This is a genomic window from Idiomarina piscisalsi (assembly GCF_003987095.1).
In the GTDB taxonomy this organism is placed as follows: Bacteria; Pseudomonadota; Gammaproteobacteria; order Enterobacterales; family Alteromonadaceae; genus Idiomarina; species Idiomarina piscisalsi.
In genome coordinates this window covers 338,723-352,881 of sequence record NZ_PIQA01000003.1, presented here as the reverse complement: position 1 = coordinate 352,881, position 14,159 = coordinate 338,723, and the positions used below count along the sequence as shown (strand labels likewise).

Genomic DNA, 14,159 nt, shown 5'->3' with positions numbered 1-14,159 from the left:
TGGTCGTACTGTAGGTGCAGGCGTTGTATCTAAGATCCTAGACTAATACGGTTTAAGTATCGTATACAAAGCCCGGCTTTATGCCGGGCTTTTTTATGGCTGTTGAACGGCTCATCTTTACAGTTCTTGACATTCAAGCCTCAAAAGTGAAAGATGAAATGTCGTGATCTTCATCAATAACAACTAGGTGTGGAGCTTTTGGGTCGTTTTTTACTGCTTTTCGCAGCATTACTCTGTAGTTTTCCTATCGCAGCACAGACAAAGGTCTATGTTGCCGCCTACGACTACCCACCTTATTTTTCTGATATTTTAGAAACTGATTTAACCCGAGAGTTGATTAAGTGCCTGAACGCTCATCAGAACAATTACGAATTTGTGATTGAAGTGATACCACCTTCTGCGCGTTATGAAGCATTAAGCGAGGGCGGCTGTTGCGATGTTGTTTTTTTCGAGTCTCCGGTTTGGGGCTGGGAAGAAAGGGGTATTCCTGTCGATTCAACATTTCCTCTTGTGAGAGGAAAGGAGCGGCTAGTTACAGCGCAAAAAGAGGGTCGTTCACAAGCATTTTTTAATAACTTTAAGGGCAAAAGCCTTGCCGGGGTAAAAGGTTATCACTACCTGATAGCCGGAGAACTCCGATCCTCTAATGAGCTAAAAAATAACTATGCCGTTTATCTAGCAGACTCAAGAATAACAAATATTCGAATGGTGTTAGGTGGACGTATCGATTTAACCACAGTCAATGACGAGTTGTTAGCGGCTTTAGAAGGCTCAACTCAAATTAATATCGAAGACTTACTTCTAGCAGAGAAGCCTGATTTCGTATATGACCTGCATTTACTAGTTGGCAACTCTAAAAAGATTCAAGCTTCTACATTGCAGCGGTTTTTAAGTGAGTTAGGCAGAAAAGGGGAAATTGACCGGCTTTTTCGACGTTTCAATATGGAACGCTTTCAATTATATCGACCGTCCACAATTCGCTAAAGCTTAATAAACGCTTAACCCCAGTTTATTCGCGACTTCTCGCACCATAAACATACCGCGAGCGCTGTTGCCAAACTCGTTTAAGCGCGGACTCCAGGCTGAAATAACCCCAAAGTCAGGTACAATAGCGACTATACCGCCGCCAACACCACTTTTCGCAGGTACGCCAACAGTAAACGCAAACTCACCACTTTGATCGTACATACCGCTGGTGGAAAGCAAGGCATTAATTCGTTGCGAGTCACGCTTGGACATAATTTCTTTTTTAGAAAACGGACATACGCCGTCATTTGCTAAAAAAGTAAATGATCGTGCCAAATTTTCACACGACATCGACAGCGCACATTGCCAGAAGTAGTGATCGAGCAGTTCTTCGACGTCCGAATCGATATTGCCAAAGCTTTTCATCAAATGAGCTAAAGCCGCATTGCGGTGCCCGTGATCTTTCTCCGACTCATGAACTTCATGATCAGCATAGACTTCTTCGTTACCACAAAGGCCACGTACCAAGCTGAGTACAGCGTTTTTACTAGCGGAGTAGTGACTAACAAGCACGTCACTGACTAAAATAGCACCGGCGTTAATCATTGGGTTACGAGGTATGCCTTTTTCCCATTCAAGCTGCACAATCGAGTTAAATGCTTGGCCTGAAGGCTCCATCTTCACCCGTTCCCATAATTCGTCACCCAGACGCTCCATCGCTAACATAAGGCCGAAAATTTTGGAAATAGATTGAATGGAAAACTGGGTCTGTGTATCACCGACCGTGAAGGTTTCGCCATCAAGTGTTGCGAGAGTGAGTGCGCATTGCTCAGGGTCAACCGCGGCAAGGGCGGGTATGTAATCCGCCACCTTGCCGGTTTTTATCGTCATTGCCTGCTCATGAATGTCTCGCAGCAGGCGAGTTAAATCGTCAGGCGCATGTATTTGCTGCCCGCCGCTAACAATATCACGCGTCAAGAGAGTGCTCCGGATGCGTTATTGTTGCCAGTCGATCTCGTATATCCTGAGGTAGCTTCACTGAACACTCCTTTTGATAGTCGAAATAAACCAACACAGACTTACCTTTAGCGCAGAGTTTGTCTTTCTGCCAAACTTCGGTCGTAATATCAAATGAGCTGCCGCCCATTCTGGTGACGTAAGTGTTTACTGTAACCGGGCTGCCAAAGTAAATTGGGAACAAATAGTCCACTTCCAGTCGTGCTACAATTAAGCTTTGAGTTTCTGGCGACATTTCACCGAAAAACTCGAATATCGGCAGCCGGCCGGTTTCAATCCAGCCGGGTATGACCGTGTTATTCACATGGCCTAGCGCATCGGTTTCATAAAATCGAACTTTAAAGTCTTCCGTTAACATACTGCTTCCTTTTAGTTTAGCATCGGCTTTAGAAAACGTGCCGTATGCGATTGTTTATTCTCACAAATAGCTTCTGGCGTGCCTTCGCAGAGTATTTCACCGCCGCCTGAGCCACCTTCAGGACCAAGATCAATAATCCAGTCGGCTGTCTTAATGACATCTAAGTTGTGCTCTATGACAACAACCGTATTGCCATGATCGCGTAAGCGATGAATCACGGCTAATAACTGTTTAATATCGTGGAAATGCAGACCCGTCGTTGGCTCATCCAGAATATACAGTGTCTTACCGGTGTCTCGCTTGGATAGCTCGCGCGACAGTTTGACACGTTGCGCTTCACCACCGGAGAGCGTTGTCGCCGACTGACCCAAGCGAACGTATGACAATCCAACATCCATGAGCGTTTGTAGTTTACGCGCTATTGCCGGAATTGGATCGAAGAATTCACGTGCGTCTTCTATGGTCATTTCCAGTACTTCATGAATGTTTTTGCCTTTGTACTGAATTTCAAGCGTTTCACGGTTGTAGCGTTTTCCTTTACAAATATCGCAAGGCACGTAGACATCCGGCAAGAAGTGCATTTCAACTTTAATAACGCCGTCGCCCTGACATGCTTCACAGCGTCCACCGCGCACATTAAAGCTAAAACGGCCTGGTTTGTAGCCACGAGCCCGCGCTTCAGGAACACCAGCGAAAAGCTCGCGAATAGGCGTGAATATGCCGGTATAAGTCGCCGGGTTAGAGCGTGGTGTCCGACCAATCGGGCTTTGATCGATATCGACAACCTTATCTAAATACTGGAACCCATCGACACTTTCATAAGGTGACGGAACATCGGCTGTTGCGCCGTTAAGCTCTCTGTGGGCTATTTTAAACAGCGTGTCATTGACCAGAGTCGACTTACCCGACCCTGATACCCCGGTAACGCAGGTCATGATGCCAAGCGGCAACTTCATAGTGACATTTTTAAGGTTATTACCGCTGGCCCCCTTTATGACGAGCTGGCGGTCATCAGGCTTATGTCGTTCTGCAGGCACATCAATCACTTTACGGCCAGACAAGTAGTCCCCGGTTAGCGAGTCCTTACTTTCAATGATGTCGTCAACGTTGCCCTGAGCGATAATCTCACCACCGTGGACACCGGCGCCCGGACCTATGTCAATGACATGATCAGACTGACGAATTGCGTCTTCATCGTGTTCTACGACAATAACCGTGTTACCTAAGTCCCGCAGGTGCGTCAGGGTATTTAACAAGCGCTCATTATCGCGCTGATGCAAACCAATACTGGGCTCATCAAGAACATACATAACACCGACTAAGCCGGCACCAATTTGGCTGGCCAGACGGATACGCTGAGCTTCGCCACCAGATAACGTTTCTGCACTGCGCGACAAGCTCAGGTAATTAAGGCCTACGTTCACCAAAAAGCGCAGCCGGTCGTTAATTTCTTTAAGGATTTTCTCAGCTATTTGAGCGCGTTGACCTTCCAAGTCTAATTGTTGGAAGAAGGTCATAGCGTCACCAATGGACTGCTCGACAACTTCCGGTAAAGTCACATTGTTAATAAAGACGTGGCGGGCCTCAGTGCGCAGGCGCGTGCCATGACAACTTTTACAAGGTTGTGTTGCAACGTACTTCGACAACTCTTCGCGAACTGCTTGAGATTCAGTTTCGCGATAGCGGCGCTGCATGTTTGGAATAATGCCTTCGAAGGCATGTTCGCGGACGACTTTATCGCCGCGGTCATTCATATAGGTAAATTGTATCTCTTCTTTTCCGCTGCCGAACAGAATGATATTCCGAATATCTTCCGGTAAGTCTTTAAATGGCTCAGACAGCTTAAATCCATAATGCTTAGCCAGTGACTGCAGCATTTGGTAGTAATAAAAGTTCCGTTTGTCCCAGCCACGAATAGCTCCACCGGTTAAGGAAATCTCGTCGTTAACAATGACCTTTTTCGGGTCAAAAAACTGCTCAACGCCTAAACCGTCGCAAGTGGTACAAGCCCCCGCTGGGTTATTGAATGAGAACAGGCGAGGCTCCAACTCCTGCATACTGTATCCGCAATGCGGACAGGCGAAGTTCGCTGAGAACACTAAGGTGTCTCCGTCGCCTTCCATAGGAGCAACCAGCGCCGTACCACCACTTAACTCTAAAGCGGTTTCAAAAGACTCGGCTAAGCGTTGCTCTAAACCTTCGCGAACTTTAAAACGGTCTACAACCACTTCAATGGTGTGCTTTTTCTGCAGTTCTAATGGCGGCGGATCACTTAAGTCGCAAATTTCACCGTCGATACGTGCGCGAATAAAGCCCTGTAACGCGAGGTTTTCTAGAACTTTTAAATGCTCGCCTTTGCGGTTTTGAATAATGGGCGCTAATAACATGCGCTTCTCGCCTTCTGGCGCATCAAGCACTTTGTCGACCATTTGCGAGACCGTTTGTGCAGCCAGTGCCACGTCATGAGTTGGACAACGTGGCTCACCAACGCGTGCGTACATTAAGCGCAAATAGTCATAAATTTCGGTAATAGTACCCACAGTTGAGCGCGGGTTATGAGATGTCGACTTTTGCTCAATGGAGATAGCAGGAGACAGACCTTCAATACTGTCTACATCGGGCTTTTCCATCAGCGATAAGAACTGACGCGCGTAGGCCGACAATGACTCGACGTAACGGCGCTGACCCTCTGCATAGAGTGTATCGAAAGCTAACGACGACTTACCAGAGCCGGATAAGCCGGTGATGACAATAAGTTTGTCACGGGGTATCGTCAGATTGAAATTTTTCAGGTTGTGCGTTCGCGCACCGCGTACTTCAATGTTATCCATAATTCCCGTCTGTTTTTCAGCAAATCTTCAACTTGTAGGAAGTCGACGACAAAACGCCATTATCGCACAGTGTGTGCCTTCTGGTACAATATCCGCATGATTCATTCTGATACTAGCGCAAACGCAGTAACATGACGCAACACTCGTTAAATAAGACCGAACGTAAAGCCGCTTTCTCATTGGCGTCTGTATTTGGTATACGGATGTTAGGGCTGTTTTTGATCATGCCGGTATTGGCGGTTTACGCACAAGCCTATCCGGATTATTCACCATTGCTGGTTGGTATTGCACTAGGCGCTTATGGGCTGACCCAGGCGTTGCTGCAAATTCCATTAGGTATGGCATCAGACCGTATCGGCCGAAAACCCATTATTATTGGCGGTTTGGTCGTGTTTGTGCTGGGCAGTATTGTCGCTGCATTAGCAGATAGTCTGGTGATGGTGAGTGTCGGTCGTGCGCTGCAAGGCGTTGGCGCGATAGCTGCTGCTATCCTGGCGTTAGCGGCGGACTTATCGCGTGACGAGCAACGACCGAAAGTCATGGCTATTATTGGTATGTGTATTGGTTTGGCGTTTGCGGTCTCGTTGGTTGTTGGGCCGTTGCTCGGCGGTATTATTGGTTTGTCGGGGCTTTTCTGGTTTACGGCTGCAACCGGAGTGTTGGGTATTGTTGTGCTGGTTATAAGTGTGCCTCAAGTGGTGACAACTTCAGCGCGAAGAGAATCTCTGCCAGTGGCTTCTGAACTGAAAAAGCTCTTAAAGCATAAGCAGCTTTGGTGCCTGAATAGCGGCATTTTTGTGTTGCACGCTATTTTAACGGCTTGGTTTGTGACCATTCCCACACAGTTGCAAAGTGCTGGTTTTGAGAGTCAAACACATGCTTGGTTTTATTTACCAACGCTAGCCGCATCGGTGGTGTTGATGGTGCCAATGATTATTCGAAGCGCCCGAAATAATAGCTCAGTACAGTGGTTACGAGCATCTATCGCTATACTCATTATTTCGCTGGCGACGGTTTTCTATGCCGGTGAGTCAGCCGTTTGGTTGGTCGCGGCGCTAGTCGTATTTTTTACAGGCTTTAATTTTATTGAAGCCAGCTTACCGTCATTGTTAACCCGTATAGCCCCTGCCGGTAGTAAGGGAAGTGCCAGTGGCATTTATTCAACCAGCCAGTTTTTAGGAGCGTTTGTCGGCGGTGTTGCTGGCGGCTGGGTCTTACAAAACTATCAGACATCGGGCATTGTGGTATTCTGTTTGATCTTGCTACTATGTTGGTTTGTTATCAGCTTCCTGATGAAGAACCCGGAAAGCGTCACCAGCTTGTCGGTAGCAACCCCAAACTTGACGAAGGACAAAGCGATACGTTTAAGTGAGCAGTTACTAACCATCACTGGTGTAAAAGAAGCACGCTGGGTCGAAGACGATCAGGCAACGTATTTAAAAGTCGATAAAAAAGCGTACGATGAAAAAGCAGTGAATGAGCTGCTTAGTGCATTAAGAACAGGAGAGTAAAATGGCCAGCCGCGGTGTGAACAAAGTAATTTTAATTGGTAATCTGGGTGCAGATCCCGAAGTGCGTTATACCCAGAACAGCACGGCGATAGCCAACTTATCGATTGCGACCAGTGAAACCTGGAAAGACAAGCAAACCGGAGAGCCGCGCGAGCAAACTGAATGGCACCGTTGTGTAGCGTATCGTCGTTTGGCAGAAATTGCTGGTGAGTACCTTAAGAAAGGTTCCAAAGTTTATGTTGAAGGGCGCTTACAAACTCGTAAGTGGACAGGGCAAGACAATGTAGAGCGTTACACGACAGAAATCGTAATTAACGAAATGCAGATGCTTGACTCACGCGGCGGTTCTCAAGGTGGCCCTCAGGGCGGACCTTCTCAAGGCCAGGGTTATGGCGGTGGTCAACAAGGTAACTATGGCGGCCAGCAGCAACAACGCCCGGCACCACAACCGTCTCAACAGAGTCAGCAGCCGCAACAGAAACCGGCTGAGCCGGCACCGTTCTCGCCGGACACCGACTTTGACGATGACATTCCGTTCTAGAGTACACCTCAGGGTTATATTGTGAATATTGTTTCTAAAGCCCCTTTAAACAGGGGCTTTGTATTTCCTATGAGTTATTCACTTAGTCCAAACTGCTCGACCACCCTGTCAAAATACGCCAGGTTCTGTTTGGCGTATTCACGCTTCTCAACATAACGGCCTGGGAAAAAGTTCTTTTTAAAGCCGTACGCGACAATGTCCTTTAAGCGTTTCAACGAAATATCAAAGTTATCCAGTGCTAGTTGGTACTCGTTAGTCACTGTTGTGCGAGACACCAGGCGATTGTCTGTACAAATAATGGTGGCTAAGCGATTATCCAGCATGTGCTTGAAGTTGTGGTTTTTGATATCACCAATCGCTGGGTTTGTCTGCAAATTACTGGTCAAACACACTTCTACAGCAATGCGCCGGTCAGCAATATAAGATGCCAAGCTTTCGCCGTAGGCTTTTGGATCTTCAATGGATGGGTCTTCCGTCATTTCCGGCGAGAATAACGAATACCCGTGACCTAATCGGTCAGCATGACACTTGGTTAAGGCTTCAAAAATACTCTCGGCGCCGTAAGCCTCACCCGCGTGCACGGTTTTCAGTAGAAAGTTTTCGTGAGCGTATTCGTACACTTCTTTAAATTCGCCCGCTGGATAACCAATTTCCTGACCGGCAATGTCCAGCCCTACTATCGGCATACCTTCTTCATCGCGCATTCGCACGCTGGCGCGCACTAAATCCATAGCCGCCGTCTTAATGACCTGCATCGGTTCGAAGTCGCGCATTAACTGGAAGATTTGTGTGTAATAAGGTGAAAACCCTTTTTTGCCGAACATGCGCATCGCACAGTTAATAATGCCGTAATCGAAAGGCGGCTTATCACCATTTTTTACATCCGGACGGTTGTTGTACTCTTTCTTTGCTCGTAATAAACCGTCATTAACCACATGCATAATAGTGTCAAAGGTAACGCCTTTACTTGGATCCATCAGCAACTGCGGCGCAAACCGAACCTCTATGTAATTAACGCCTTCTTCCTGGTTATCAACCGCCAACTCGTAAGAGGCTTGCTCCAAATTTTCAAGGTCGCGCAGTACGGCACAGGTGTACTGAAAGCCATTGAGGTATTCGCCCAAATTGTTGTAGTGCGACTTAAAAACTTTTTCGAACAGGCCTTCTTCGGTATAGCTGGGGAGTTCAACGTCGACCCGTTTGGCCATATCTATCAGGCTACTGGCGCGCAAGCTGCCGTCTAAGTGCAAGTGTAAGTCGGCCTTTGGAATCGCTTTGATAAATTCGGGGGAATAGTGCATTGGGAGAACTCCTGAATTGCGTTGCTTTGTCCCATTTTGGCATAAAATCGTGGTAATCTCTGCATGAATTGCTACTGCTTTAAAAATAACAAGAACAGAAATGGCTTCACTTTATTTCACCTATTCCGCTATGAATGCGGGCAAAAGCACATCCTTACTGCAGGTTGCGCATAATTACGAAGAGCGTGAGCAGCATGTGTTGCTAATGACGCCGACGGTTGATGATCGCGCGGGGCATGGCAAAATCGCATCGCGCTTAGGCATCGATCGCAAAGCACTGTCTTTTACCCACAAGTGCGATTTAACCGAACTTGTTCGGCAGGAGCATAAGCGTAAAGCTATCGATTGCGTCTTGATTGACGAAGCCCAGTTTTTAACCGAGCAACAAGTTTGGCAATTGACGACTCTGACTGATACCGACGACATTCCAGTTATGTGTTATGGCATCCGTACCGATGCATTTGGCAGCGCATTTCCGGGCAGTGCTGTGTTGTTGGCTGTTGCCGACAAGCTTGTGGAGATGAAAACCATTTGCCATTGTGGGCGCAAAGCTACGATGTCGCTAAGAGTTGACGAACAAGGAAATGCAGTACGCATGGGGCAGCAAATAGCCATAGGCGGTAACGACCGCTATGTGTCTTGTTGCCGAAAACATTGGAAAGAGGCTATGCAGCTGCGCTAACAAGCGACTGAATAATACGCTACAATAGGGCATCATTTTTCAGTGGCGTATGACTATGCAAACTTTCACAATTCCAACCCCCGATGACTGGCACTTGCACCTACGTGACGAGGCGATGTTAGCAACGACCGTACCTGCTTCTGCGGCGGTTTTTAATCGTGCGGTGATTATGCCGAATTTGGTTCCCCCGGTCACTACCGTCGAAGCGGCTATGGCGTACCGGCAGCGCATTTTAGAGCAACTACCTGAAAACTATAGCTTTGAGCCTATGATGGCGCTGTACCTTACCGCTGACACTACACCTGAACTGGTTGCCGCAGCGGCTGCCAACGAGCATGTCATTGGCTTTAAACTGTATCCGTCCGGGGCAACTACCAACTCCGCGGCCGGGGTTAAGTCGGTTGATGCGCTGGCGCCAGTGCTAGAAGCTATGCAGCAACACGAGGTGCCGTTGTTGGTGCACGGAGAGGTAACAGACGCTGACGTGGATATTTTCGATCGCGAGAAAGTCTTTATTGACCGTCATTTACGTCCTATTACGGAAAAATTCCCGACTTTGCGCTTGGTACTCGAGCATATAACAACTGCGGACGCTGTTGCCTTTGTTGAAGAGTCGTCTGAATATGTGGCTGCGACAATGACGCCACAGCACTTGCTGATGAACCGCAACGACTTATTGGTTGGAGGCGTGCGCCCTCACAATTATTGCCTGCCTATTTTAAAACGTCGCTCTCATCAAATGGAACTGCAAAGAGCCGCCCTGTCGGGTAATCCGAAGTTTTTTTTAGGAACCGACTCTGCGCCACATACACAAGACAAAAAAGAAACAGCATGTGGCTGCGCGGGCTGTTATTCGGCACCGGCGGCCATTGAACTCTACGCTGAGTTTTTCGATGCACATGGTGCGCTGGATAAACTGGCCGATTTCGCCAGTGGTTTTGGTGCAGACTTTTATCGTATGCCAAGAAATACCAGCGAGTTGACTCTGGTTAAAGAGCCTTGGCAGGTGCCGGCAACCGTGGATACCGAAAATGGACCCATGGTGCCGTATTGGTCGGGTGAATCACTTAACTGGAAGGTTCAGAGCTAAGAGTGAAAGAGCCCATAGAAATATGGGTTATGATATTGGTTATATTTGAGTGTTTAAAGCGCATTTTATAATGTGCTTTGCAAAGATTCTGATAAGATGCTTTAAAAATAATAAAAAGGTGTTGCCGGGTGTTTGGATTTAAGCAACAGAAAAAAATGCTCATCACGTTTGCTTCCAAATTACGCAAAAGAGTGTGCGCTTATTAGTCGCAAAGAGTTACGCGGGAAAGTGTGAGCTCATTGTGAACGATCAAGAAGACGCGCAGCCCGGCAACCTCATTGAAAAAGCCGCCCATATTCTAAAAAAATACAAACGACTCTCGTTAAAAGATGCATCGGTTTCGCTGGTATTAGGTACCGACTGCTATGAGTCGGTTCTGGTTGACCGTCCCATGGTTGATTCAGAAGAGATAGCAGATAGCCTGAAGTACAGTTTAGATGATCTCGTGTCTTTATCTGCAGACGATATTATCGCGGATTATTATGAGTTCCCTGAACAACCAACGGGTCAGGATAAAGTTGTGGCTGTAGTGGCGAGTAAACAGCTCCTCAAGCCTTGGGTGGACTTTCTGGAAGATAATGATTTGTCATTGGTCGCTATTACCGTATCTGAATTGACATTACCGAGCTTGATTAAGCCGCCAACTCACCCTGAAATGGTCATTTACCAAACTCAGGAAAAGCAGTATTTGGCTCAAATTTACACCTCGAAAGGACTGCTGTTTACCCGTATTTTGCGCGGCGTTACCGCAATGAAGCAAAGCGTTAACTTATATCGTGGTGACTTAGTCCCTGTTAATCAGCGCCTAACTTTGGGTAAGTTAACCATGGGTTTAGTGGTTATTGCGGTAGTGATTCTTGCGTTAGCTACTATTGCCGGGTGGCAACAAAGCCAGGCTCAAGCTAAGAATGAAGAGCTGACCGAGCAATTAAACGCCGCGAATAACCAATTAACGTCGTTGCGTGACCGTTTAAGTAACCGTAAACAAAGCCCCGATTTGGTGGCTAAGAAAACGGAATTACAAACCTATATTCAAGATGCAAGAACGTTTCGACAAAGTATTAATGACTTTGAAACGTCGGCTTCGTCTGCGGTGGCTTCTTTATTGAGAGAGTTGGCGGACATTACGCCACAGGGTATTTGGCTGGAAAACTTCGGGCTTAATGGCGAAAAGATTTACTTGCAAGGTTACGCAACCGACACAGAAAAGTTAGTGTTGTGGATGGATAAATTTAAACTTTTAACGGCTGAATTTGATGGAACCTGCACTGACTTCTACTATATGGGTCAACCTCAGCCGGTATCGCTGTCAGCACAAGTGGTTAATGCTTCAGGTAATAAAACGCTCAACTACACTGGTTCTTTAGCAAAAGCTGAGCCGTTATTTTACGCCTATGACTCGTCTAGGAACCAACTTGTTGATCACACCGTCAGTTATGACGGGGTTTGGGAGTGGGGTGACGGTGTGGGTCAGTTTACAGGGAACGCTTCAGTATCGGTTTCTCGTTTAAGTTCGGGGCAACCCGATGGCCCGTTCAGAAATTATATTCTGGGGTGGCAGTTAGATGACCGGGAAGACGCGAACTTTTACTCAACGCTTCAAAATAGTGATTTGTCGGCTTCTTACGGTGCTGCGGAGGTAGACTCAGCAAACCTTTACTATGGTCGATTAAACCTTCAGGACACTTACACGGCGATGGCTCGTTTGATGAAAACCCTCAAGCAGAAGGCACCTTTGGTATTTACCGAGGACGAGATCGCCAGATTTACTGGCGTGAGTTAGGATGGTAGTATTCTTTTAACGAATAATCGACAATTCGGTGACAATGCCTCTTGCTCTTTTGTTAACAAGCAAATAGCATAAAGCAGAGTTTAAACAAAAAATGCGCGACGTTGACGAACGTTCATTATTACAATAACGATAGCGCGATGACGGCTTTGGCTTTTACGCCGCTTTGTTATTTTTTCAAGCTTGGAATGGAAACATGATGCGATTGGCTCGACTGGCCTTAATTATGGCCTCTACATTGACTCTCGCCTCGACGGCTCTTGCTCAGCAGGAGATGACCGTCGAAGAAATTACAAATCAAATTTCGACGCTAGAGAGCGATTTTGAAAACTTTTCCGGTACCGTGAATCAACTTCAGCAAGAAGAGCGGGAGCTAAGGAATAAGTTGCAGAATCTACGCGAGCGTAATAACGAACTTGAGCAGAAAAGAGAGTCTGCACTAGCGGAAATGAATGACCGCTATCAGCGCTTAGTGGAAGATCCTACCATTGATATCGCTGGCGCTCAGGAAGCGTATAAGCAAGCGGTTATGGCTCATCAGCAAAATAAAGAAGACATAAAAAAACAAGTCAGCTTGGTGAACCAAAAATCAAAAGAAGTAGAAGAAGCTCGAGTTAGCAAGCATAGCCTGATTAACGAAATTGAGACGTTAAAAGAGCAGCGTAATATCGCTCGTGTTGATCGTCTTGAAAATGAATTTAACCGCTCAGGAGAACTTGAAGTTAGCCAGTCAATTAGCTGTGACCGCAATGAAACGCTTGGACAATGTGAAAACCGCGGTAAGCTGATGGCTAAGCAAAAAGCGTCGAAGCAATATCTTGATGAAATTCTTGCAAGTTTAAGTGAGTCTTCTCTAGCGCGCGAGAATTTAGAGAAAGCCAGCCCGAATGTTCAGATTTTAGGTTCAAAAACTATTAGCAACGGTTTCAGCGGAGCGGGTAACTACGGTGTTAAACTCGCAGTAGAACTACGTGGTCAGCTACCTCAAAGCCAGGCATGTACACTGCTTGGCGTCGATATGCGTTATTGCGCAACGGAGCAACGGCCGGGGGAGTTGCAGGCGGGTGATGAAGAAACGGTTGATAGCTCCGTCATGCACCCGTTAACGATACGCTCAAACGTATACGACGACGAAGTTATCATTGATGGTGTTAGTTATGGTTCGACACCTATCGAAGTGATGTTGCCAGGTGGCGAGCACGAAGTCGAAGTCCTGAAGTATGGCTATTCAGCCTATGCGGAAAAAATTCGCCTTAAAGACGCTATGTCTATTCGAGCGGAACTGGAAAAGTCTGAGTACTCATTTACTCGTGGTGAAAAAATTCAGGATATTTTATATCGTGACGTTCGAGGTCCAGAGCTTGTTGTAGTGCCTGCCGGTAAGTTCAAGATGGGTAATTTAATTGGCAATGGCTTACCTAATGAACGCCCAGCGGAAACTCGTGAAATTCCCAATGCATTAGGTATTTCAGATACAGAAATTACCGTTAAGCACTTTAGAGACTTCGTTGAAGACACCGCCTACGTAACCGATGCTGAGAAACGCGGAACTTGTGCAACGCTTAAAAACGGGCGTCCTGAGTTTAATGAAAAACTAAGCTGGAAGAATCCGGGCTACAAACAGTCTGATAACTCACCCGTTGTATGCGTAAGTTACAACGATGCGAAAGCTTATGCTGACTGGCTGACAACGAAAAGCGGATTTAAATACAGCGTACCAACCGAAGCTGAGTGGGAATATGCCGCTCGTGCTGGAACTGAAACGGACTTTTGGTGGGGTAACGATGTTGGTTTTGGTAAGGCAAACTGCCGCAACTGTGGCTCTGACTGGTCTAATCAACGTCCTGCACCAGTAGCCAGTTTCCACCGTAATCCTTGGGGATTATTTGATACCGTTGGTAATGTCTGGGAGTGGGCGCAAACTGACAACGGTGTCGTTGTGAAAGGCGGTGCGTGGAACTTTACGCCAAGTCTTGCCCGAGTTTCGACTAAAATGGAACTTCCGGCAGATTTCAACTCTAACTACATTGGATTTCGTGTTGTAAGAGCGCAGTAAGTACTTACTGTGCTCTT

11 protein-coding genes and 1 pseudogene are annotated in these 14,159 nt (G+C 46.9%); 8 read left to right on the top strand and 4 right to left on the bottom strand.

The annotated features are described in order from the left end of the window. The first annotated feature begins 189 nt into the window (after positions 1-189). The gene (locus CWI73_RS06540) at positions 190-984 is read left to right on the top strand and encodes a type 2 periplasmic-binding domain-containing protein (RefSeq protein WP_241968852.1); all 795 of its coding nucleotides are present in this window, start codon (positions 190-192) and stop codon (positions 982-984) included. 3 nt (positions 985-987) lie between these two features. Here the strand turns inward: CWI73_RS06540 and glsA are convergent, their stop codons facing one another. From glsA to uvrA, 3 genes are read right to left on the bottom strand one after another with little or no spacing between them, the layout of a single operon-like run. Further along, complete coding sequence (glsA, locus tag CWI73_RS06535) at positions 988-1,944, bottom strand: glutaminase A (protein ID WP_126752036.1); 957 nt, start codon at positions 1,942-1,944, stop codon at positions 988-990. Next, complete coding sequence (locus tag CWI73_RS06530) at positions 1,934-2,341, bottom strand: acyl-CoA thioesterase (RefSeq protein WP_126752035.1); 408 nt, start codon at positions 2,339-2,341, stop codon at positions 1,934-1,936. Before CWI73_RS06530 ends, glsA begins: the two co-directional genes overlap by 11 nt. A gap of 11 nt (positions 2,342-2,352) precedes the next feature. Continuing rightward, positions 2,353-5,172, bottom strand: a complete 2,820-nt coding sequence (gene uvrA, locus CWI73_RS06525) for an excinuclease ABC subunit UvrA (RefSeq protein WP_126752034.1) — start codon at positions 5,170-5,172, stop codon at positions 2,353-2,355. A gap of 131 nt (positions 5,173-5,303) precedes the next feature. On the opposite strand from uvrA, the gene CWI73_RS06520 reads away from it, so the two are divergent. Beyond that, positions 5,304-6,683 carry an MFS transporter gene (locus tag CWI73_RS06520; protein WP_126752033.1) on the top strand — a complete coding sequence of 460 codons (1,380 nt, stop codon included), beginning with the start codon at positions 5,304-5,306 and terminating at the stop codon, positions 6,681-6,683. A gap of 1 nt (position 6,684) precedes the next feature. Then, positions 6,685-7,224, top strand: a complete 540-nt coding sequence (gene ssb, locus CWI73_RS06515; RefSeq protein WP_126752032.1) for a single-stranded DNA-binding protein — start codon at positions 6,685-6,687, stop codon at positions 7,222-7,224. A 74-nt stretch (positions 7,225-7,298) separates the two neighbouring features. Here the strand turns inward: ssb and CWI73_RS06510 are convergent, their stop codons facing one another. Then, entirely contained in the window at positions 7,299-8,525 is a 1,227-nt protein-coding gene (locus tag CWI73_RS06510) for an adenosine deaminase family protein (protein WP_126752031.1), read from the bottom strand. Between the two features lie 100 nt (positions 8,526-8,625). On the opposite strand from CWI73_RS06510, the gene CWI73_RS06505 reads away from it, so the two are divergent. The 5 genes and pseudogenes from CWI73_RS06505 to CWI73_RS06490 all read left to right on the top strand — a co-directional run bounded on the left by CWI73_RS06505 (position 8,626) and on the right by CWI73_RS06490 (position 14,142). Further along, a complete protein-coding gene (locus CWI73_RS06505; protein ID WP_126752030.1) occupies positions 8,626-9,207 on the top strand; it encodes a thymidine kinase in 582 nt (193 codons plus the stop codon). A gap of 55 nt (positions 9,208-9,262) precedes the next feature. Continuing rightward, positions 9,263-10,297, top strand: coding sequence for a dihydroorotase (pyrC, locus tag CWI73_RS06500; RefSeq protein ID WP_126752029.1), 1,035 nt, complete (start codon positions 9,263-9,265; stop codon positions 10,295-10,297). Between the two features lie 391 nt (positions 10,298-10,688). Then, positions 10,689-11,978 (top strand): annotated as a pseudogene (locus CWI73_RS06495) (PilN domain-containing protein); the annotation flags it as partial. Then, a complete protein-coding gene (locus CWI73_RS12660; protein WP_380298998.1) occupies positions 11,966-12,088 on the top strand; it encodes a DUF6701 domain-containing protein in 123 nt (40 codons plus the stop codon). The pseudogene CWI73_RS06495 and the gene CWI73_RS12660, both read left to right, overlap by 13 nt. Before the next feature lie 194 nt (positions 12,089-12,282). Beyond that, positions 12,283-14,142: a formylglycine-generating enzyme family protein gene (locus tag CWI73_RS06490; protein WP_126752027.1), complete on the top strand. Its 1,860-nt coding sequence runs from the start codon at positions 12,283-12,285 to the stop codon at positions 14,140-14,142. Positions 14,143-14,159: the final 17 nt, after the last annotated feature.

Bases quoted from the DNA above. Each gene is read 5' to 3' on its own strand.
- pyrC (WP_126752029.1), top strand. From the start codon at position 9,263: ATGCAAACTTTCACAATTCCAACCCCCGATGACTGGCACTTGCACCTA.
- CWI73_RS06530 (WP_126752035.1), bottom strand. From the start codon at position 2,341: ATGTTAACGGAAGACTTTAAAGTTCGATTTTATGAAACCGATGCGCTA.
- CWI73_RS06520 (WP_126752033.1), top strand. From the start codon at position 5,304: ATGACGCAACACTCGTTAAATAAGACCGAACGTAAAGCCGCTTTCTCA.
- ssb (WP_126752032.1), top strand. From the start codon at position 6,685: ATGGCCAGCCGCGGTGTGAACAAAGTAATTTTAATTGGTAATCTGGGT.
- CWI73_RS06490 (WP_126752027.1), top strand. From the start codon at position 12,283: ATGATGCGATTGGCTCGACTGGCCTTAATTATGGCCTCTACATTGACT.
- CWI73_RS06510 (WP_126752031.1), bottom strand. From the start codon at position 8,525: ATGCACTATTCCCCCGAATTTATCAAAGCGATTCCAAAGGCCGACTTA.
- CWI73_RS06505 (WP_126752030.1), top strand. From the start codon at position 8,626: ATGGCTTCACTTTATTTCACCTATTCCGCTATGAATGCGGGCAAAAGC.
- uvrA (WP_126752034.1), bottom strand. From the start codon at position 5,172: ATGGATAACATTGAAGTACGCGGTGCGCGAACGCACAACCTGAAAAAT.